The organism is Paenibacillus sp. FSL R5-0887, assembly GCF_038002305.1.
Lineage (GTDB): Bacteria > Bacillota > Bacilli > Paenibacillales > Paenibacillaceae > Paenibacillus_AQ > Paenibacillus_AQ odorifer.
In genome coordinates this window covers 4,035,057-4,056,962 of sequence record NZ_JBBOCE010000001.1, presented here as the reverse complement: position 1 = coordinate 4,056,962, position 21,906 = coordinate 4,035,057, and the positions used below count along the sequence as shown (strand labels likewise).

Below are 21,906 nucleotides of genomic sequence, written 5' to 3'. Positions count from 1 at the left end.
CAGAAGATGTTATTTGTAAGTTTTAAGGCTTAGGAGCATGGCTTCGGACTCCAGTGGCGCTATCCATTAGGTAGAGGTTCGGATTTGGTGTTTTTTATGCCAATAGCGGCTATGGGGTCCGATAGTTTCCCAAATGTGCAATTATGCTGCCTATAAGGTCAGCTGAGTCCGATAGTGGCTCGTACGCAATAATTCTCCCTATTTTACCTTATATAATTCCGGGTTTGGCAATAAGGACAGCCCATAGTGTATCAACAACTGCTCCTCTGATGAAAAAGCCCTACTTCTATAGAAGTAGGGCTTTTTATGCTATTAATATTGATAAAGCATCGTAGGAATTTGCCAGCCAGCGCCAACTGACCAAAAGAAGACATAATCGCCACGTTTGATTCGTCCGTCCTCGACTCCGCGTTGAAAGGCGATAAAAGGACTGCTTGTGGCTGTGTAGCCGAACTCGTCGCCTACATAAATGAACTTTTCTGCGGTTAGCCCAAGTCCGATTTGGATGAGCTCGATATTTTTCAGTGAGAATTGTGAAAGGCAGAATGCAGAGATATCATCCGTAGTCAGACCGTTGCGTGAGAGAAGCTCCTTCATATCCGCTATAGCCGCATCCACACACACTGTACCGTCAAAAGGGGTCCACCGTATCCGAATCTGCTCTGGGGTCATACCCTCTTGATAAATATTCGACAGGCCGCAGGCAGGGAACATAATATTCTCGGAGCCTTCAGAATCGGTGTAATAAAGGGAATCTATGAAGCCTGCATGCTCACTGCTGCGCTCTAGAATCACTGCTGCTGCGGCGTCCCCAAAGTTAGGGTAAGTAATTTCATCATCTGTATTGCAGTTCACTGAGCTGTAGTCGCTTCCTACAACGAGTGCGTACCTGATGCTGGGATTGGCTTGCATATAACGACTTGTCTGCTCCACGGCGGAGACCATTCCTGCGCAGTTAGCATTGGAATCCTGCGTAATGGTCCGGTGTTTACCTTGAAGCATACGGTGTAGGAGAAGTGCATTGGTAGGATAGGTGTACTCTGGCGTCTGTGAAGCGAACATGATCATGTCCATATCCTCACCTTGCAAATTCGCTTCGCTAAGCACTTTTTGGGCAGCCTTTAATCCCATCGTCAGAGCATTTTCACCCTGTTCTTTTACGATGTATCTCCGGTCGCGACCCATGACTTCTAGGAATCGTTTGATGTCCTTGCCCATACTCTGAAAATGCTTCAGATAATATTCGTTATCTACGATATGCTCTGGGTGGTAATAAGCAGCTTGGCGAATCGCTATATGTCCCAAGTGGCGCCTCCTATGCTTCAATAATTTCGTAATTTTCTAATTTCGTTGCCCGTGCCACTCGGCTTAACTGCATTTTTAGGACAGGGCTTTTGGCAATAATAAAGGTTACTTTTTTAAATCCGGATTGTTTGTACAGTATGTAGCATTGCTCAAGCATGGGAAGTGTGTCCTTTGAGGATACATTCAATGTCTTGCAATCTAGGATGATCTCATATTGTTTGGGGTCGAATGCACTTATGATTTGGTTGTACTCATTAATGAAACGTCCTGCATCTTCTGGCGACATAGTTCCTTCGACTTGTACATTCAGTTTTTGATCTGTAGCATTTGTGGCGAAATTGAAGTTTCCCATTTTTGATTAATCTCCTCCTAAGTTTTATCTAAGAAAAATTTTGATTAATAGGATAAAAAAACCTATTTATCTAAGACTATTATCGTATTTTTAATTGGGAAAGTTTAGGGGATTAAACCTTTATTTTTTTAAAAAGATAATTTAGGGAATGAGAAACTACTTAAAATCCATAAAATCTGCACAAATTAAGGTTTGAGGTAGGCATGCCCACCCTGTTTGCTTTGCAAAGCACAGTTCTATTGGTATGATTACAGAGATGAAAAAAACTACTATCCAAATCATGGAGGAATAATAAAAATGAGCGAAATTACACTATCGGGGATCATTGATCATACACTGCTTAAAGCAGATGCACGGAAAGAAGACATTATTAAATTGGCGGAGGAAGCTAAAACTTATAAGTTTGCTTCTGTTTGCGTAAACCCTGCTTGGGTAGCTACTGCCCATGAAGTGCTGAAAGATACGCCTGAGGTTAAAGTATGTACAGTAATCGGCTTCCCGCTGGGATCATCGACAACAGAGAGCAAAGCATTCGAGACTACCGATGCTATCGCTAAAGGTGCAGGCGAGGTGGATATGGTCATCAATATCGGAGCATTAAAAGATGGCAACGATGAGTTGGTTAAACGTGATATTGCAGCTGTTGTAGATGCAGCGCGCGGCAAAGCCCTGACAAAAGTCATCATTGAGGCTTGTCTGTTAACGGAAGAAGAAAAAGTTCGTGCCTGCAAGCTATCTGTTGAGGCCGGAGCAGATTACGTAAAAACATCCACTGGATTCTCTACAGGCGGGGCAACGAAAGAAGATATCGCGCTTATGCGTGCTACAGTTGGACCTAATATCGGTGTAAAAGCTTCCGGTGGTGTACGTAGTGCAGAAGATGCACATGTAATGGTACAAGCAGGTGCAAGCCGTATTGGAACTAGCGGTGGTGTAGCGATTGCTAAAGGCGAAACAAGCCAAAGCAATTACTAAGCCGAAGGGCTGAATCGGAAGCGGCGAGTGAGGAGGACAAGCTCATTCGCCGCTGTCCTGATTCAAGCTATTAACCGATCAGCTTGATTAGCGATTGTGTTTTATACATAAGTTTGAGGTTTTTATAATTTATATTGAAAGCGTTATCCAGTAGGTAGAGGACACTAGCAGAAGCATTTGACCAAAGTACAATAATTCACACCGGAATAATGAGATTTTTTTCTTTTCAAATGACGTGGTTTGTGAGAGAATGGGTACAATTCAAAATTGTTAATCATTTCTATACTTAATTATAGGGGAGGAAATACCTATGTCAGAAGATCGCAAGCTGTCGTTTGAAACTTTGGCTGTCCATGCAGGCCAGGAAATTGATCCAACTACTTTCTCACGTGCTGTACCGCTTTATCAGACCACTTCCTACGGGTTCCGTGATGCTGATCATGCAGCGGATCTGTTCGCGCTTAAAGAATTCGGTAATATTTATACTCGGCTGATGAACCCAACTACGGATGTATTTGAACAGCGTGTGGCAGCACTTGAGGGCGGGGCAGGTGCGCTTGCTACAGCTTCCGGGGCAGCGGCTATTTCCTTTTCCATTCTAAATATTGCGGGCGCTGGGGATGAAATTGTATCTGCAGCAAGCCTATATGGCGGGACTTATAATCTATTTTCGACAACACTGCCTAAGCTTGGTATTAAGGTACATTTCGTAGATTCGGATAATCCTGAGAACTTCCGTGCTGCGATTACAGATAAGACCAAAGCCTTGTATGCAGAAACAATCGGCAACCCACAGGGAAATGTTCTGGATATTGCGGCAGTTGCAGCGATCGCCCATGAACATGGGATTCCTCTCATCGTAGACAATACGTTCCCAAGTCCATATTTATTGCGTCCGATAGAGCATGGCGCGGACATTGTTGTCCATTCGGCAACCAAATTCATCGGCGGACATGGTACATCCATTGGCGGGATTATTGTTGACGGCGGTAAATTTGATTGGAAGGCAAGCGGTAAATTCCCAGGTCTTACGGAGCCAGATCCAAGCTATCATGGAGTGGTTTATACGGAAGCGGTGGGCCCGATTGCTTATATTATTAAAGCCCGCGTTCAATTGCTTCGCGATTTAGGGGCGGCGATTTCTCCGTTCAACTCTTGGATGCTGCTGCAAGGTCTGGAGACTCTTCATTTGCGGATGGAACGTCATAGCCAGAATGCGCTGAAGGTAGCGCAATATTTGGAGGCACATTCAGATGTGGAATGGGTAAGTTATTCGGGACTTCCTACGCATCCATCTCATGAATTAGCGCAAAAGTATTTGCCTAAAGGCCAAGGTGCGATCCTTACTTTTGGTATTAAAGGTGGAAGTGCTGCGGGACGTAAGCTGATTGAGAATGTGAAGCTGTTCTCTCATTTAGCGAATGTTGGGGATTCCAAGTCATTGATCATCCACCCAGCGAGCACAACTCATGCACAGCTGTCGGATGAAGAGCAAATCACAGCCGGAGTAACGCCGGAATTGCTGCGTTTGTCGATCGGGACGGAGTCCATTGATGATATTATCTATGATCTGGAGCAAGCTATTGCTGCCAGTCAACAATAGAAGTTTATATTTCGAAAAGCATTACTGCTCTGCGGTAATGCTTTTTTTGTTGCCTAAAAAAGTTGGAATATTCATCGGATTTGGCAACGCTTGCATATTTCAGGTGTGGCTCCCGTATTTATAAGTGAGGTAGGTAATGAAATGTCGGTCGCTTATGTTATATAGCTTGGCATACCGGCAGCAATCCAAAGATAAAGGGTGGGTGCGAGGATGAAGGGTGAACGTCAGCAGGATGGTTTGCGGAGTAGTGAAGAGCGCCCGTTCAAGTTCATGTATAAGGCTGGTGATCGGACTGTGGGAATGGAAATGAGCCAAGCTGGATCCGTAGCCTCCGCTGCCGCAGAATTTATCGCTGGAGTAGAGCAGAGGGATGTCATTGAGCCTTTGAAGCGGTCTTATTTTAAGCGGCCGGGGGAACCATCGACATTCCTAGTGCTGCGTGAAGGAAGAGAAGAACGTCTTGCTGGACGGGAAGGAACAAGGACTGTTCAAGCGGGACCTTGTTTGATACGGAGTGAGGAATGGCTGTTGGAACCAGAGCTGTTCTGTCTTTATGAGAACTGGTTATCTAGTGAGGATGAACTGCAAACATCGCGCTTTCTACAGCGAATCTCTTATCGTCTGCGCGCAGCTGTTGTCGAGCTGCTCGAATCGCCGGATGGCGAATGGGCGGCAGTCACCCTGCTGCATCCAGAGTCACTTGCGGTGGCGCAGCCCGCCAAGCTTGCCGCGCTTCAGGACGCGCAGCTCGAAGCGCTGTTCGCTGCGGTGGCGGAGAGCCAGCGGCAAGGCGGCGATTGCCGCCTTGACCTGCTGGTCGCCTACACCGCAAGCGCAGCCGAATTCGCCGCAAAGCGCGAATTCATCGAAGACGTGGCCGATCAGACACTCGGCCACGCTTATGCGGCGGCATGCCGCATCGGGGCGCTGATCGCGCCCGATGTGGAGCCTGCCGCCGCTGCGGAAATCGCGCGTATCGCCGATTTCCTAGTGCTGGACGGCGCGGCGGGCGAACACGCGCCGGAAGAGACCGCCGCGGAGGAATTCGCCCTGGCGGCGGGGAAGATCTTTGCCGCCGTGACGAGCGTGAAGCCGGCGGCGGTGGTGCTCGCCGCGGGGACACCGGCGGCGTCGGCTTTGGCCGATCTGTATCAGATCGGGCTCAGCGGGATCTTTTGCAGCGCCGGTCAGCGGACCGAAGCGCTGCTGAGAGCGGCCTGCCTAATCTGGATCGCCAGGCAGCGAGAAACGCTGGATACTGCCGCCGGGGGAAGGCAGTAAGCTTTTTCTGCTGAACGATACGGTGCAGTTCATATAAGAATCGAAAAAAGACTTCAGAGCAGCGATTATCCGGTTATCGGAGAATCGTTGCTTTGTTTTTTTGGTCGTTAGCTGCCTGCTTCAACAGCGTACATATATCCCTTTACTCAATCACTATACTCAACCTCCGTGCTCAATACTGTGCTCAACCTCTGCACTTAAACTAATCAACACTCAAACTAGGCACTAACCTCTGCACTCCTCACCCCCCGATGCTTAAGGACCCAGATGACGCTATTTGCCTGATTTTAGCTTTTTAAGCATGGTTTCGGACACCAGAGACACTATTCGTTAGGAAGAGGTACATATTTGGTGCTTTTCAGGTCAATAACTGCAATGGAGTCCGTTAGAATACCAAATGTGTTTAAAATCAGCGATTAGGGTCAGCTGAGTCCGATAGTAGCTACATTCGCGAGCAACTTGCATCATACGTTCATCACTCGTGTCGTACTCATACTTTGCGCTCTACCTCCGCACTCAAACTAATCGTGCACCTCTGCACTTAAACTAATCAACACTCAAAGTCTGCACTTAACCTCCGCCCCCCTGATGCTTAAGGACCCAGATGACGCTATTTGCCTGATTTTAGCTTTTTAAGCATGGTTTCGGACACGAGAGACACTATTCGTTAGGAAGAGGTACATATTTGGTTCTTTTCAGGTCAATAGCTGCAATGGAGTCCGTTAGAATACCAAATGTGTTTAAAATCAGCGATTAGGGTCAGCTGAGTCCGATAGTAGCAACATACGCGAGCAACTTGCATCATACGTTCATCAATCGTGTCGTACTCTTTGCGCTCAACCTCCGTACTTAAACTAATCAGCACTCAAAGTCTGCACTTAACCTCCGCCCCCTGATGCTTAAGGACCCAGATGACGCTATTTGCCTGATTTTAGCTTATTAAGCATGGTTTCGGACACGAGAGACGCTATTCGTTAGGAAGAGGTACATATTTGGTTCTTTTCAGGTCAATAGCTGCAATGGAGCCCGTTAGAATACCAAATGTGTTTAAAATCAGCGATTAGGGTCAGCTGAGTCCGATAGTAGCAACATACGCGAGCAACTTGCATCATACGTTCATCACTCGTGTCGTATTCATACTTTGCGCTCAACCTCCGTACTCAACCTCCGTACTTAAACTAATCAGCACTCAAAGTCTGCACTTAACCTCCGCCCCCTGATGCTTAAGGACCCAGATGACGCTATTTGCCTGATTTTAGCTTATTAAGCATGGTTTCGGACACGAGAGACGCTATTCGTTAGGAAGAGGTACATATTTGGTTCTTTTCAGGTCAATAGCTGCAATGGAGTCCGTTAGAATACCAAATGTGTTTAAAATCAGCGATTAGGGTCAGCTGAGTCCGATAGTAGCAACATACGCGAGCAACTTGCATCATACGTTCATCACTCGTGTCGTATTCATACTTTGCGCTCTACCTCCGCACTCAACCCCCTGTACTCCTACCCTGTTCCCAACCTCCGCACTTAAACTAATCTGCACTCATGCTTTGGATGCAACCTCCGCACTCCCACCCTGTGCCCAACCACCGCACTTAAACTAATTTGCACTCATGCTTTGCATTTAAACTCTGCACTTAACCTCTGCACTCCTCAACCCCCGATGCTTAAGGACCCAGATGACGCTATTTGCCTGATTTTAGCTTTTTAAGCGTAGTTTCGGACACCAGAGACGCTATTCGTTAGGAAGAGGTACATAATCCTCTGGACTATCACCAATAGATACATGCAACATTAGTTTTTGAACATCCACATACGTTTCCAGCTTCTCCTTACATTTTACATAAACAGGATAATGACAGTGAAGGCTCGAATTTTATTAGCATCTTGCTGAATAGGGGTGCTGTAGATGTCTACAAATTTTAGAGTTGGCCTGCAAAAGGTCGTAGATCATTCTTACGATATTGAGATTGGGGAAGGTCTTTTTGGCGCTCTGATCGAGGATTTGAAACATGGAATTGTCGAGAATGTAAGCAAATTCGCGATTGTTACAGATTCAAAAGTTGAAGCCCTGTATGGACAAGCCTTGCTGGAACAACTGCATCAGAATGATTTTCAAGCGGAGTTATTTTCTTTCCCTGCTGGAGAGAAGTCTAAAACCCGAGAAACGAAGGCACAGCTGGAGGACCGGCTATTAAGCCGTTCTTACGGACGAGATTGCTGTATCCTTGCCATAGGAGGTGGAGCGGTAACGGATTTGGCAGGTTTTTTGGCTGGAACATTGGGTCGGGGAGTGCCAAGTTTGAACTATGCAACTACCCTTTTAGCAGCAGCGGATGCTTCTATTGGTGGTAAAACGGGCGTGAATACACCGGTTGCAACCAATCTAATTGGTGTTTTTCATCAGCCTAAAAAGGTCTACATTGACCTAGCCACTTGGAGAACGCTTCCGGTACGTGAGCTTCGTAGTGGGTTGGCTGAAACAATCAAACATGCCTGCATCGCGGATGCTGATTTTTTTGAGTTTCTTGAACAGAATATGGAGCGAGTGGTTTCCTCAGAAGGCGATCTTGTATTAGATCGAGAGGTTTGCGAACGGATTGCTTTTCATAATTGTGAGATCAAGTATAGCGTGGTGGAAAAGGATGAACTGGAGAGCAACCTGCGCCAAATTCTAAATCTGGGGCATACTGCTGGCCGGGCGTTAGAGGCATTAAGTGGTTATGAATTATTACATGGTGAGGCTATTGCGATTGGACTCGCGGTTCAGGTGCAGCTGGCAGAGCAGTTGGGGTATGTAACGGCTGACCAAACTCAGCGTGTGATTGCTTTGTTGAAGAAGGCGGGACTTCCGACTGAAATACCAGCAACCATTACAAATAGAATGCTGATTGATAAGATGTATACGGATAAAAAGGTTCGCAAAGGGCGTATACGGTTTGTGTTCCAAGGTGGAATTGGAGCGATGAAGTCTTTTGAAGGTGGAGCTTATTCGACGCCAGTCGAAGAGCAAGTCCTATCCGAGCTTTTAAATAAAATACGCAGCTAAGAGAGGAAAACGTTAGTTTAAATTTATGACAAATAGCCTAGAAGGTAGGGTTTACTTTTTCATTCAAGGTGGTATTATTAAAATATAAGTTGCACTAAGGAAATATAGTTGTACTGTTGCAACAATGATTATCATTCTCACTACTCATAGTTATCATTCATGCTGTCCCGGCTAAGCCGGGGCAGCATGTGTCATTTTAGGGGTCTTAAGAATGGCTCTCATTATCATTTAGACAAAACAAAACGTATGCTCCCGAAGCAAGTTTTGTTGCGAAGAGAAGTCAATGAAGTAGTTCTACACAAAACTTTCAGGATGGTGATTATTATGCAAGCAACATCAAAACATTTACCCCAGCAAACCTCAATCTCCGGCAGCATGAAGAAACCAGGCGCTCCAAAACGCCGGTTCGATCTGAGAGCCATGCTCAGCAACTCCGAGATGCAGGCTGCGCTTGGCAGCGGAGTACTTATGCTTTTTGCTTGGGCTATGGGCAGCTGGTCAGAAGTTTTCTCTATAGTACTTTATGTTATTTCGTATACCATTGGTGGCTGGAACAAAGCCAAAGAAGGCGTTGAGACGCTCGTCAAAGAACGTGATCTCGATGTGAACCTGCTGATGATTGCGGCCGCACTAGGCGCAGCTACCATTGGGTACTGGAATGAAGGTGCTATGCTCATCTTTATTTTTGCGCTTAGTGGAGCTTTAGAGAGCTATACGATGGAACGGAGTAAGAAGGATATTTCTTCACTTATGGCCTTGAAACCTGCCACAGCCATGCGGATTGAGAAAGGAAGCATGAACGAGGTAGCTATCGATCAGTTAGTAATTGGAGATCTGTTGCTTGTACGTCCAGGGGATCTTATTCCTGCAGATGGTAAGGTGTACAGAGGAGAATCGGCAGTAGATCAGGCTTCCATTACAGGAGAGTCAGTGCCTGTTGAAAAATGTGCCGGCAGCGAGGTATTCGCAGGTACGGTGAATGGAGAAGGCCCACTTTATATTGAAGTAACGAAATCAGCAGAGAACACACTTTTTTCCAAGATCATTAAGATGGTAGAAGAAGCAGAGACGGATGTTCCAAATTCACAGCGATTCATTAAAAGACTGGAAGCCATCTATGCACGGGTAGTTGTCGCCTCGACTGTGGCTCTTATTTTCCTTCCACCCTTTTTGCTGGACTGGAGCTGGAGCGCAACCTTTTATAAAGCGATGGTTTTTCTTGTAGTAGCCTCGCCTTGTGCGTTGGTCTCATCGATTATGCCTGCGATGCTGTCGGCCATTTCCAAAAGTGCACGAAAAGGGATTTTATTTAAAGGTGGGGTCCACCTCGAAAATATGGCCCGGACCTCTGTTGTAGCTTTTGATAAGACAGGGACCCTTACAGAGGGAACTCCGCAGGTGACAGACTTTATTGCAGCTGAAGGCTACAACCGGGAAGAATTACTGGCGATTAGCGCATCCATTGAGCATATGTCCCGCCATCCATTGGCGGAAGCCATTGTGCGTAAAGCTGAGGAAGAATATCTGGAGCTGCGGGGTGTGCAGGAAAGTAAAACCATCACTGGCTGGGGAATTGAAGGTCAAGTTGACGGGCATCTCTGGAAAATTGGAAAGTCCAATTTACTGGATGAGCTGACTTCATCTGCGATGAACTCTGAGCTTGCATTCTGGAGAACTAAACGGCAGCAGTTGGCGGAAGAGGGGAAGACTGTCTCCATTATTTTGGACGGTGAGCATATTGCAGGTATGATTGCATTGCAGGATACAGTTCGCCCACAAGCAGAAGCCGCAGTGCGGAAGCTGCAGGAGCTGGGGATTAAAGTGGCTATGCTTACGGGTGACCGGGAAGCTACAGCAAAAGTTATTGCGGCTTCAACCGGAGTAGATTTAGTATTTGCCGACCTTTTACCAGAGGATAAAGTAAAGCATATTAAGGCGCTTCGTGAAAAGCACGGTAATGTTGTGATGGTGGGTGACGGTGTGAATGATGCGCCTGCTCTGGCTACAGCGACTGTTGGCATGGGTATGGGCATGAAAGGCAGTGGTGCAGCGCTTGAGATCGCCGATGTAGTGCTTATGAATGATAATATTGAAGAGATCGCCTCGACCATTTCATTGGCACGGCGCTCACAGCGTATTGTGAAGCAAAATATGATTTTTGCTGTAACAGTAATCGCGGTTCTGATGATCAGTAACTTTGTGCAGGGCATCGCCCTTCCTTTTGGCGTGATCGGTCATGAAGGCAGTACGATATTGGTTATTCTTAATGGGCTGCGATTGTTGCGGTAAGTGGTCAGTGAAGTTACTGTGTATTATTTATTGCCAAAAATTAAATTGTTCACAAATGATTTTTCCCTGAGGGAGTCTGGCTTATTGACATTTTTGCTTTCAGTTAGCATAATTAAGACTACATTATAATTATTTTAAATAAGAAGCGACGTCACTGCCGTCTAACTCAAGGAGGATATAGATATGTATAAATCAATAATTGTTGGAACCGGACCGGCGGGGTTGACTGCTGCTATCTACTTGGCTCGTGCCAATTTGAACCCACTAGTAATCGAAGGACCTCAACCTGGCGGACAATTGACCACCACTACAGAAGTGGAGAATTTCCCGGGATTTCCTGATGGAATTATGGGTCCAGACTTAATGGATAATATGCGTAAACAAGCTGAACGTTTTGGTGCGGAATTCCGTACGGGTTGGGTGAACAGTGTAGAACTTGGAGAGCGTCCTTTTAAGCTTAATGTTGAAGGATTGGGTGTTCTTACGACGGATACCCTGATCATTTCCACTGGCGCTACGGCAAAATACCTCGGTATCCCAGGCGAGCAGGATAATGTGGGACGCGGTGTAAGCACCTGTGCTACCTGTGATGGATTCTTCTTCCGTAATAAAGAGATCGTGGTTGTTGGCGGTGGAGATTCTGCGCTTGAGGAAGCGGGTTTCTTGACTCGTTTTGCCTCCAAAGTAACGCTGGTACACCGTCGTGAAGAGCTACGTGCTTCCAAGATCATGCAGGATCGCGTTCGCGATAATGTTAAAGTAGCTTGGAGCCTGAATCGTACTCCTCTGGAAGTAACTTCTGGAGACAAAGGCGTGAGTGGACTAAAAGTGCTGAACAATGAGACCGGACAAGAAGAAATCATTGAAGCAAGCGGAGTGTTTGTGGCGATTGGCCACCATCCTAACACTGCATTTTTGGGTGGACAAATCACAACTAATACTGAAGGTTATATCATGACTAACCCAGGTACTTCTGAAACTAATATCCCAGGCGTATTCGCTTGTGGTGATGTGCAGGATACCCGTTATAGACAAGCAATTACGGCAGCAGGCAGTGGATGTATGGCAGCTATGGATGCTGAGAAATACATTGAAAGTCTGGAACATAGCGCGGTTATTCTGTAACATAACTGTAATCTTCCATAGGAGGTCTAATGATGGAAAATGTAATTGTATATACATCAACAAATTGTCCACATTGCCGTCAGGTGAAGAGCTTTTTGAGTGAAAAAGGCGTAGCCTATGAAGAGCGTAATATTGAGCAGAATGATGATTACGCGCAGCAGGTTTGGGATATGGGAATGAGAGCTGTTCCTGTAACTGTAATTGGTGAGCACAAAATCGTGGGGATGAATAAAACTCAGTTCGACAAAGCATTGGCGACTGTTTAATTAAATATATTTCTGTGAGGAAATTGCAAAAGGTCGCTTCCATTTTGGAGGTGATCTTTTTGTGGTCTAAGTATACAAAAATAGCCTGACGCTAATATGCGCAGGCTATTTTTTATGATGTAAATCGCAAAGTTCAATTTAAGCTTGAGTGAAAGAGGTAATGATCTGAAATAGGACGTATACAGCAACACCGCTGCCGATCAGAATGAACCCTGATTTCTTTTTGGCTTGAAAAAAACGGAGCACACCGAGACTGATCAAAGGGGCAATAATGAGCAGAAAAAGCAACACAGTGATGAACATCTGTGCCGAGATATCAGACGTATCAACATAGGTCATGGACTCGCTCTCCATTTCAAAAAAGGGGTTGTAGTGATAAATGTCACACTAACTTATCCTTTATTATATAGGATTTAAGTTGCTTTTACTGCACTTTTGATCCACCTAAATGCGGCAATTTTACGTCAATTCTATCCGCTCTTGAATTTCACCCGTGAAACTGTCCCGCAAAACGTTGTCCATTAGACTACCTTAAACGGTCACCCGAATATCGCCTAGAAAATGCATAACTGCAGAGAACCCCGCGCCTATCATCGTGCCTCGGCTGCCCAGCTTGGAGAAGGTAATCTCGAGCTGCTGCTTATGATAAGGAAGTGTACGCTCGGCTACAACCCGGCGAAGGGGCTCCCCTAACCAGGCTTCTGCTTCGGATAAGGCTCCACCGATGACAATCAGCTCTGGATTAAAGCTATTGATTAGATTCGTTACTCCGATGCCGAGATATTCACCCATAGATGAGAAGTGGCGCAAGGCGTCTTCTTGTCCAGCGGCTGCATAACGAACCAGTTCTTGTGTAGTATGAGCAGGGAGGGAGAACTCGGAATGGTCATAGGTTTTCTCCGAGGCATATAGCTCCCAACAGCCACGGCTCCCACAACTGCACGGCTTGCCTTGTGCTTCAATCGTCATATGTCCGGTCTCGCCGGCATATCCTCTTGCACCTTTGTACAGCTCTCCGCCAATAATAATACCGGATCCGATCCCTGAACCCGCACTGATGTAGAGCAGATGTCTAACGTCTTTTGCCGCCCCAAAGTTCAGTTCACCTTGTGCACCTGCGTTAGCTTCGTTATCAATAGTGACTGGAACCGCGAATTCCGCCTCCAAAATACCCCGCAGGTCGACCATTTCCCAGCCAAGGTTGGGAGCAAAAAGAACAACCCCGTTCTCATCCACCATCCCGGGGACACCTACTCCGATGCCGACGATACCGTATGGGGATTCAGGTGCTTTATCAATCAAGTCTGAGATTATTTTTTTCATCCGTTCCAGTACATAAGGCAGCGCATGATTATCCAGAGAGAAATCGCTTTCGAAAAGAATGCCACCACTTAAATCACATAAGACGGCTGTCAACTGCTTCACTCGCAGCTCTATGCCGATTACGCTGCCAGCCATGCTGTTAAAATGCAGCATTAGCGGTTTACGGCCGCCACTGGATTGACCTGGTCCAACTTCAGTCACTAATTCTTGAGCGCATAGCTCTGCCACCAGATTGGATACGGTAGCTTTATTCAGTCCGGTCATCTCTGAAACCTTGGCGCGCGAGAGCGGAGAGTTCCTTCGAATAGTATGTAGTACGATCGATTTATTGATTTTTTTGACCAGCGCCTGATCTCCGGTAACCTTCACGAATCACACATCCTTTTTAGCATAGTTCCCTTTTGTTGTATGCCACTTAGTCTAGAGTGATGTGCTGGAAATTGCAATACATCGGCAGAAAAGAGGAAATCTATGATTGTTGGATTTTTTGAATATTAAACGGATAGACAAGGGAGACTTAAAGAGGCGGAAATTTTATAAAAAAACTTTGTTTAACCAATATACAAAGTCAAAAAGATGTGTTAAGATGATGCTGTAAACGCTTGCTAGCGTAGCACAATATGAGGAGGATTACACAATGGCTTATTTTGAGACAGTGAACAAAATCTCTTACGAGGGAAGCCGTTCCACCAACCCTTATGCATTTAAATTCTACAATCCTAAAGAAGTCGTAGCCGGCAAAACTATGGAGGAACATCTGAAATTTGCAATGGCTTATTGGCATACATTAACTGCTGGCGGTTCTGATCCGTTTGGCGCTGAAACTGCAATTCGCAGCTGGGACAAATTGAGTGGTCTTGATAAAGCTAAAGCTCGCGCTGAAGCAGCATTCGAATTTATGGACAAGATGGATCTGCCTTACTTCTGCTTCCATGATGTAGATATCGCACCAGAAGGCGCATCTTTGCGTGAGTTCTACAGCAACATCGACACTATTGTTGATATCCTTGAACAAGGCATGAAGACTTCCGGCAAGAAATTGCTGTGGAATACAGCTAATATGTTCACTAACCCGCGTTATATGCACGGTGCAGGTTCTACACCTAACGCTGATGTTTTCGCACATGCAGCAGCACAAGTGAAGAAAGGTCTGGAAGTTGGTAAACGTCTGGGCGCAAGCAACTATGTATTCTGGGGCGGCCGTGAAGGTTACGAAGAATTGCTGAATACAGATATGGGTCTTGAACAAGATAACATTGCACGTCTGTTCAGCATGGCTGTAGATTACGCTAAGGAAATTGGTTTTGATGGTCAATTCCTGATCGAACCTAAACCAAAAGAGCCTACTAAACATCAATATGATTTCGATGCAGCAACAACAATTTCGTTCTTGCAAAAATACAACCTCGACAAGCACTTCAAGCTGAACCTTGAAGCTAACCACGCTACGCTTGCAGGTCATACTTTTGAACATGAACTTCGTGTAGCTCGTATTAATGGCATGCTTGGATCACTTGACGCTAACCAAGGGGATACACTGCTTGGTTGGGATACTGATGAATTCCCAGTAAACATCTACGATGCAACACTTACTCTTTATGAAGTATTGAAGAATGACGGTCTTGGCAAAGGCGGAATTAACTTCGACGCTAAAGTACGTCGTCCTTCCTTCGAGCCACAAGATCTGTTCTTGGCACACATCGCTGGTATGGATACTTACGCAAAAGGCTTGAAAGTTGCTGCTAAATTGATCGAAGATCGCGTATTCGAAGATTTCATTGACAAACGCTACAGCAGCTTCACAGAAGGCGTTGGTGCAGACATCGTTTCCGGTAAAGCAACATTGGCTTCTTTGGCTGAATATGCTTTGAACAATGAGAACCCACGTCCTAACCAATCCGGACGTCAAGAATACCTGAGAGCTACCCTTAACCAATACATCTTGGCTGAGTAGTCCTTATAGGGAGCTTGAAGCTTAGGCTTTGAGTCGAGTTTGAACAAATGCAACGGGGGTTGCTGAAGAGAGCATTCTTCGGCAGCCCCCTTTTTGTAGTAAAAACTAAGCAAGATGCTTACGAAGTAAGTTTTGCTCGAAGTAATTCAATGAAGTCTATGCTAACAAAACTTTTAGGAGGTCAAAAATGAAATACGTTATAGGTGTTGATTTGGGGACTAGTGCAGTGAAGACTGTTCTAGTGGACCCGCAGGGGAAGGTGGCTTTTGAGCATTCCGAGTCCTACCCGCTAAGCAGACCCCAACCGAACTGGAGTGAGCAAAATCCTGAAGATTGGGTAAAGGGCACGCTGGTCAGCCTGCGCCGTCTGATTGAAGTATCAGGCATAGACCCGTCTCAAGTAGACGGTCTAAGTTTCTCCGGACAAATGCACGGATTGGTACTGGTAGATAAAGAAGGGCAAGTGCTGCGTCCAGCTATTCTTTGGAATGATACCCGTACTACTGCACAATGTCGTAAGATTGAGAAGACGCTTGGAACGAAGTTGATCGATATCGCCAGAAACAAAGCATTGGAAGGTTTTACACTGCCTAAGATTCTGTGGGTTCAAGAGAATGAACCAGAAGTATTATCACAGGCGCATCAGTTCCTGCTGCCAAAAGATTATGTTCGTTATCGGTTGACGGGTGATTATGCAATGGATTACTCCGATGCTGCCGGAACGTTGCTATTGGATGTAGGTTCTAAAGAATGGAGTGCAGAAATCGCAGAGGCTTTTGAACTTCCGCTTTCTCTTTGTCCTAGATTGGTAGAATCCTTTGAACAGACTGGAACTTTATTGCCGGACATTGCTGAAGCGTCAGGTCTTTTATCTTCAACGAAGGTATTTGCTGGTGGTGCAGATAATGCTTGTGGCGCGCTCGGAGCGGGTGTATTGGGAGAAGGCCGGACCATGTGCAGTATTGGTACATCTGGTGTAGTTCTTTCTTATGAGAGCAATAAAGATTTGAATCTCGAAGGCAAAGTCCATTTCTTTAACCATGGTGAAAAAGATGCCTACTATATTATGGGGGTTACACTAGCTGCTGGTCATAGCCTTACGTGGTTCAAAGAAACCTTTGCGGCGGACAAAAGCTTTGATGAGCTGTTAAGCGGAGTTTCCTCTATTCCAGCTGGCAGCGGAGGCCTGTTATTCACACCTTATATTGTAGGAGAACGTACACCACATCCAGATGCGAATATTCGAGGAAGCTTTATTGGTATGGATTCAGGGCATACGTTGACGCATTTTACACGTGCAGTATTAGAAGGCATTACCTTCTCACTGCGTGAATCCATTGAGATTGTACGTGAGTCAGGCAAAGAGATTACAGAGATCATTGCAATTGGTGGTGGAGCTAAAAATGAGGCTTGGCTGCAAATGCAGGCTGATATTTTCAATGCATCCATCGTGAAGCTGGAAAGTGAACAGGGTCCGGCAATGGGAGCAGCTATGCTGGCGGCTTATGGAAGCGGATGGTTCACATCCCTTGCGGAATGTGCAGAAGCGTTTATCCGTCCTGCTGATGTTTATAAACCAGATCCGAAACAAACGGCAATCTATGATGGTCTATTCAACCTCTATCAGGAAGTTTACGGCCAGACCCGCGAATTGAATAACAAGCTGGCTGCATATCGCCAATAAAACGCCATTTATCAATCTGTCTGATATAAAAAAGGTCTTTCGCATCTGGCGGAAGGCCTTTTTAAAGACCATCTTCTTTATAGAGGTGATGAACGGCAATATTCAAAAATGTTGCCGTTTTCATTTTTCTTCTGTAAAGTATGGAATATCTCCATGGTAGTGGCAGCCTGTACATGAGATAGTGAAGGTTTCGGGGGGCGAAAGGCCATGTTTCAATGGTTTGTTAAGGTGCTGAATGACATCAAAATCCGCAATAAGCTGCTGCTTGCTTTTTTACTGACTACACTTTTACCGGTATTACTGGTAGGTGGTTATCTTACGATTGAGATGAGGACCATGGCGTTTGAGAACGCACTGGAGCAAGCTTCAATTAACGTAGATCGGGTAAAAAAAAGAACAGAAGAAGTCATCGGTGTATCGCAAGATATAGCGTATCGATTGTCCAATGATGCCCGGCTGAAAAAACTCGCCATACGCCAGTATGTAAGCACTTATGATGTGGTTGAGGCTTATCGGGATTACACTGATATGCGTGAATACCTAAGATTATATAAAGACATATCCAACATACGTTTATACACTGATAATGCTACGCTGCTTAACAACTGGGAGCTGATCAATCCTTCGTCTGCCATTAAGGAGAGCCAGTGGTATCAGAGAGCACAGCGGTACGATAGCCTCGTCGGTTGGGAATATATAGAGGATGAGCGTGATCAGCGGAATTATTTAAGTCTTGTCCGCAAAATCGAGCTGGAGGGCTCCAGTAAGATTGGCGTGCTCGTTATTAATGTAAACAGTCACCAGCTAACCTCAATTCTGAGCCAGGAATCATTTGATACCATGATCGTGGATGATCAGGATAATATCATTGCTGCGAACCGGAGCGATCGGACAGGAAAGAAACTGGCAGATGTTTCTTTTGATACAAAGCTTTTGGGGCAAGGAAGCGGGAGCTATGAGGCAGAAGTAGATGGTGAAGCCTCCAAAATAGTGATAGAAGAACTTAAACCACAAGCCAGCCGTAACGCCCTGCGAATTATTTCTGTTTTTTCTATTGATAGTATAGTCAAAGAACCTAATCGGGTGATTAAGCTTTCGATTACCGTGATTGCCGTAAGCGTTTTATTGGCCTTTTTAATCATATATAGTTTCTCTTCATTATTTTCACGTCGATTATTGCAGTTAAGCAGACATATTAACCGCGTTAGTACGGGTGATTTTGACACTTCATTAAAAATTGATGGCAAAGATGAAATTGCTCTGTTAGCTCGTCAGTTCAATTCTATGGTGCGGAGTATTAACGATTTGATGTACGAGGTACAGGAATCTAATGACCAGAACAGCCTGCTGGAACAGAAACAGAATGATATCCGTTTTAAAATGCTGGCAAGCCAGATCAATCCTCATTTCTTGTTCAATGCGCTGGAATCTATTCGTATGGAGGCCCATATGAAAGGGCAAGTGGAGATTGCACGGGTAGTGCGTCTTCTTGGCAAAATGATGCGCAGTAATCTGGAGGTAGGCCGAAGTAAAATTTTGCTTAGCCAGGAGCTTGAAGTGGTTCGTTGTTATTTGGATATTCAGCAATTCCGTTATGAGGATCGTTTGAAATATCAATTTATTGTAGACCCTGCCGTCGAATCACTCTACATCCCGCCGCTGATTGTACAGCCGCTTGTGGAAAATGCGGTGATTCATGGGTTAGACAACACGATGGATGGAGCAATGGTTACGGTGAATATCAAGCGTGAGCAGAATCATGCGGTCTTTACCATTACCGATAATGGAGCCGGGATCACTCCGGACAAGCTGGAGCAGATCCGTTATACCCTTGAGGTTCGTGATGAGCAGGAAGAGGCACGGATCGGGCTGCGCAATGTACACGACCGTTTGAAGTTATCCTACGGTGTTGAATTTGGACTGAATATCGAAAGCCGGATGAATGAAGGAACATCTATTACGTTTCGTATTCCAATGGAGGACATAAATCTATGATCAAAGTATTGATTGTTGATGATGAGCCAAAGCTGCGGGAAGGCCTTCGGGCTCTAATCCCTTGGGAAGAGCTAGGGTATACGGTGGTGGCTACGGCCGCTAACGGCTTGCAAGCTCAGGAGAAATATCATATTTTTTATCCGGAACTGATTGTGGTGGATATCCGCATGCCTGGTATGGACGGGCTGGAGTTAATCGGTGAGCTGCGCGAGGAAGGCTCGACCAGCCATGTGCTAATTTTAAGTGGTCATGCGGATTTTGAGTATGCCAAACGAGCCATTTCTTACCGCATTGACGGCTATTTACTGAAGCCGGTGGATGAGGAAGAGCTAATCAACTATTTGGAGGAACTCAGAGTCACGATCGCTCAGGAAGATCGCTTTAGCCGCTGGAATGAAGAGGAGCCTGCCCGTAATCGCGAAAGCCTGCTGCGTACATTGCTGCAGCCTTCAACTGCGGAGGAGGGGGAGAATGATCCTGCTAAGCAGGCGGCAGCACTGGGTCTTAAATCAGACCGTGTCGAAGTGATCCTACTCGAATTACTCGCGCCTGCGGGCGGCAGTGAGGAAGGGGAGCGGGCCGTTAAGGCCGCGGTAGAACAGTATTTTGGCAGCAGTGAAGAGCGGATGTTTTTCACGATGCCGCCATATATTGGATTTCTGCTGCAAGAGCCGCTGCCAGGAAAGCAGGAACAGGAGCGGCTGATGGAAGAGCTTGCTTCCTTAATTTGCCGCGAGGGATACGACTTCAGCGCAGCAACGGGAGGCCCTGTAGCTGGACCAGAAGAGGCGGCACAGTCTTTTCAAGTGGCGCGTGAACTGCTGCGCCGGGCATTCTTTTACCGCAAAGGGATTCTGATCAGCGCCGATCTCTCCGGTATGTTGTTTCCTGGAGTGGCGGAGGCGTACACCGAAGAAGGGCAGGATGCGGAGAGCCGCCTAATGCTTGCTGTTGAAACTGGAAGCCGCGCGGCCATTGAACCGCTGGTGGATACGATCTGTGCAGAGCTACTGGCTGCGGGCAGTGAGGAGCAGCAGATCAAAGATACATTTGTGCGGATTCTCAGTACGGTGTTGGCCCGTCTCGAACCGGTCTATCCAGAGATTCGCAGCAATGCCGCTAAGCATTCCCCGCCGATCGGTGAGCTCTACCATAGTCATTACCTGGCAGACCTGCAAGAGCAGGCCGTCAATTTCATGGCGGAGATCGCCGATCAAATGTCCAGTGGCAGCAAAGGGAATGAGATCAAAAAAATTACGGAGCTAATCAACCGCCGTTACAATGAGAACCTTAAGCTTGAGACCTTATCTGAGTTATTTAATTACAACAGCGCATATCTAGGTAAAATGTTCAAGAACACTACCGGGGAATACTTCAATACGTATGTGGACAAAGTGCGGATTGAGAAGGCGAAGCAATTCCTCGCGCAAGGCATGAAAGTATATGAGGTGGCCGAGAAAGTTGGGTACATGAACCCCGATTACTTCAACGCCAAGTTCCGTAAATATGTAGGACTCTCCCCAAGTTCTTTTCGCAAAAACATCTAAAATAGAAGCCCAAAAAGCCACAGTTGCAGTTCAGGTATAACCTGAGCTTTAGCTGTGGCTTTTTTTCTTACATTAAAGCTACTTCACTAATAATAAATCTAATCTTTGTTGCAATTCTTGATTTGCAGGGTCCTTTAGAAGGGCCAGAAGTAACTCTTGAATTTGATCGATCTCTTTATAAGGTTCATTTTGTACATATTTGTCATGTATTCTGGTTTCCAAGGTATATCCATAATCGAACCCTAATGTTGAATACGTCGAAAGGGCAGCAACTTTACTCGCTTGCTCTACAGCAAGAATGCTTGGTGTTGAGGATCGTTCTAATTCCACTCTTAGACCGTCGAGTTCTGATGTCAGATTCAGGTCCAGCCTATTCATTAATCTGTTATGGCTTACGTTGTTATTGAATTGAAATAAATTTAGTGTCAATAATACTGCGGCGATAATCAATAATAATGTCTTGATGTTTTTGTTTTTCATTGCTCTCCTATTACCCTCCTTTAGGAAAAGAAATTGCAGGTACAACAGATAATGTCGACTCGGCATGTGCGTATAAGGAATATGTATCTGAAATAGTTGAAGTACTGATGTATCAGGTGATATTTTCTAGATAAGATGATATTAAAGTAATTAATTTTAATTGAACCATACGGAGGTTTTCGTTGAGGAGCAGGGCAGGGGTTACGGGTATACTTGTTACGCCTCATCTGAGAGCATATTATAGTTTTCATTCGCGGGTATGACGGACTCCAGAGTCGTTATTTGGGCTATTTCGAGTCCAATTTCGATTTATCGGACTCCATGTACGTTATTAGCTGCAAATGTTCTCCAAAAGGTGGTTTTTTAAGTGAATAAGGTCTTTATAGTCCGCCTAACCCAATAAGATGTGCAATTTGCTTAAATAAGGTCATTTCAGTCCGCGCCTTCGCTTCCGGCCACGTTCACTTATAGAACGTTAGCTCGGGGCGTTTTTTAATTATGGGATGAAGTATTAATTGTGTGAAATAGACAGGGGATTAAGTATCGTATTGATTTATGAAATCAAATAATTTCACTTAATTTTATTTTCAGTAAATTCATGTTTGTTTTCAGTGTTTTCAACGATGTATCCGCTTTATTTGGGCTCTAAATCTCTAATTTTCACCTGATTTTAGGTCGAAT

Annotated in this window: 16 protein-coding genes; 11 read left to right on the top strand and 5 right to left on the bottom strand. The window is 45.5% G+C overall.

What is annotated here, in order from left to right:
- Positions 1-312: 312 nt before the first annotated feature.
- Both MKY14_RS18065 and MKY14_RS18060 read right to left on the bottom strand, forming a co-directional pair.
- Positions 313-1,305, bottom strand: a complete 993-nt coding sequence (locus MKY14_RS18065; protein WP_076277142.1) for a ketoacyl-ACP synthase III — start codon at positions 1,303-1,305, stop codon at positions 313-315.
- A gap of 10 nt (positions 1,306-1,315) precedes the next feature.
- The gene (locus MKY14_RS18060) at positions 1,316-1,657 is read right to left on the bottom strand and encodes a hypothetical protein (RefSeq protein WP_076185444.1); all 342 of its coding nucleotides are present in this window, start codon (positions 1,655-1,657) and stop codon (positions 1,316-1,318) included.
- Between the two features lie 297 nt (positions 1,658-1,954).
- Here MKY14_RS18060 and deoC point away from each other — a divergent pair, with 297 nt between their 5' ends.
- The 7 genes from deoC (at position 1,955) to MKY14_RS18025 (ending at position 12,242) form a co-directional block, all read left to right on the top strand.
- The gene (gene deoC / locus MKY14_RS18055; RefSeq protein WP_036680262.1) at positions 1,955-2,632 is read left to right on the top strand and encodes a deoxyribose-phosphate aldolase; all 678 of its coding nucleotides are present in this window, start codon (positions 1,955-1,957) and stop codon (positions 2,630-2,632) included.
- 310 nt (positions 2,633-2,942) lie between these two features.
- Positions 2,943-4,235, top strand: coding sequence for a homocysteine synthase (locus MKY14_RS18050; RefSeq protein WP_036680260.1), 1,293 nt, complete (start codon positions 2,943-2,945; stop codon positions 4,233-4,235).
- 528 nt (positions 4,236-4,763) lie between these two features.
- Positions 4,764-5,516, top strand: a complete 753-nt coding sequence (locus MKY14_RS18045) for a hypothetical protein (protein WP_340976995.1) — start codon at positions 4,764-4,766, stop codon at positions 5,514-5,516.
- 1,906 nt (positions 5,517-7,422) lie between these two features.
- Positions 7,423-8,562, top strand: a complete 1,140-nt coding sequence (gene aroB / locus MKY14_RS18040; protein WP_340976994.1) for a 3-dehydroquinate synthase — start codon at positions 7,423-7,425, stop codon at positions 8,560-8,562.
- A gap of 324 nt (positions 8,563-8,886) precedes the next feature.
- Positions 8,887-10,851 carry a heavy metal translocating P-type ATPase gene (locus MKY14_RS18035; protein WP_076310336.1) on the top strand — a complete coding sequence of 655 codons (1,965 nt, stop codon included), beginning with the start codon at positions 8,887-8,889 and terminating at the stop codon, positions 10,849-10,851.
- Positions 10,852-11,034: 183 nt separating this feature from the next.
- Positions 11,035-11,976 carry a thioredoxin-disulfide reductase gene (gene trxB, locus MKY14_RS18030; RefSeq protein ID WP_076128718.1) on the top strand — a complete coding sequence of 314 codons (942 nt, stop codon included), beginning with the start codon at positions 11,035-11,037 and terminating at the stop codon, positions 11,974-11,976.
- A 32-nt stretch (positions 11,977-12,008) separates the two neighbouring features.
- Positions 12,009-12,242, top strand: coding sequence for a glutaredoxin family protein (locus MKY14_RS18025; protein WP_076128716.1), 234 nt, complete (start codon positions 12,009-12,011; stop codon positions 12,240-12,242).
- A gap of 138 nt (positions 12,243-12,380) precedes the next feature.
- On the opposite strand, the gene MKY14_RS18020 is transcribed toward MKY14_RS18025, so the two are convergent.
- Both MKY14_RS18020 and MKY14_RS18015 read right to left on the bottom strand, forming a co-directional pair.
- Positions 12,381-12,581, bottom strand: coding sequence for a hypothetical protein (locus MKY14_RS18020; RefSeq protein ID WP_036680251.1), 201 nt, complete (start codon positions 12,579-12,581; stop codon positions 12,381-12,383).
- A gap of 192 nt (positions 12,582-12,773) precedes the next feature.
- On the bottom strand, positions 12,774-13,934 hold the full coding sequence (locus MKY14_RS18015; protein WP_076185439.1) for an ROK family transcriptional regulator: 1,161 nt from the start codon (positions 13,932-13,934) through the stop codon (positions 12,774-12,776).
- 268 nt (positions 13,935-14,202) lie between these two features.
- On the opposite strand from MKY14_RS18015, the gene xylA reads away from it, so the two are divergent.
- From xylA to MKY14_RS17995, 4 genes are all read left to right on the top strand, one after another.
- On the top strand, positions 14,203-15,519 hold the full coding sequence (gene xylA, locus MKY14_RS18010) for a xylose isomerase (protein ID WP_076128712.1): 1,317 nt from the start codon (positions 14,203-14,205) through the stop codon (positions 15,517-15,519).
- Positions 15,520-15,706: 187 nt separating this feature from the next.
- Complete coding sequence (gene xylB, locus MKY14_RS18005) at positions 15,707-17,203, top strand: xylulokinase (RefSeq protein ID WP_076128710.1); 1,497 nt, start codon at positions 15,707-15,709, stop codon at positions 17,201-17,203.
- A 207-nt stretch (positions 17,204-17,410) separates the two neighbouring features.
- Positions 17,411-19,198 (top strand): sensor histidine kinase, encoded by a 1,788-nt coding sequence (locus MKY14_RS18000; RefSeq protein ID WP_339281426.1) that lies wholly within the window; start codon positions 17,411-17,413, stop codon positions 19,196-19,198.
- A complete protein-coding gene (locus MKY14_RS17995) occupies positions 19,195-20,745 on the top strand; it encodes a response regulator transcription factor (RefSeq protein WP_340392887.1) in 1,551 nt (516 codons plus the stop codon). The genes MKY14_RS18000 and MKY14_RS17995 overlap by 4 nt, the downstream gene beginning before the upstream one ends.
- A 78-nt stretch (positions 20,746-20,823) precedes the next feature.
- Here the strand turns inward: MKY14_RS17995 and MKY14_RS17990 are convergent, their stop codons facing one another.
- Positions 20,824-21,225 (bottom strand): hypothetical protein, encoded by a 402-nt coding sequence (locus tag MKY14_RS17990; RefSeq protein WP_340976993.1) that lies wholly within the window; start codon positions 21,223-21,225, stop codon positions 20,824-20,826.
- Positions 21,226-21,906: the final 681 nt, after the last annotated feature.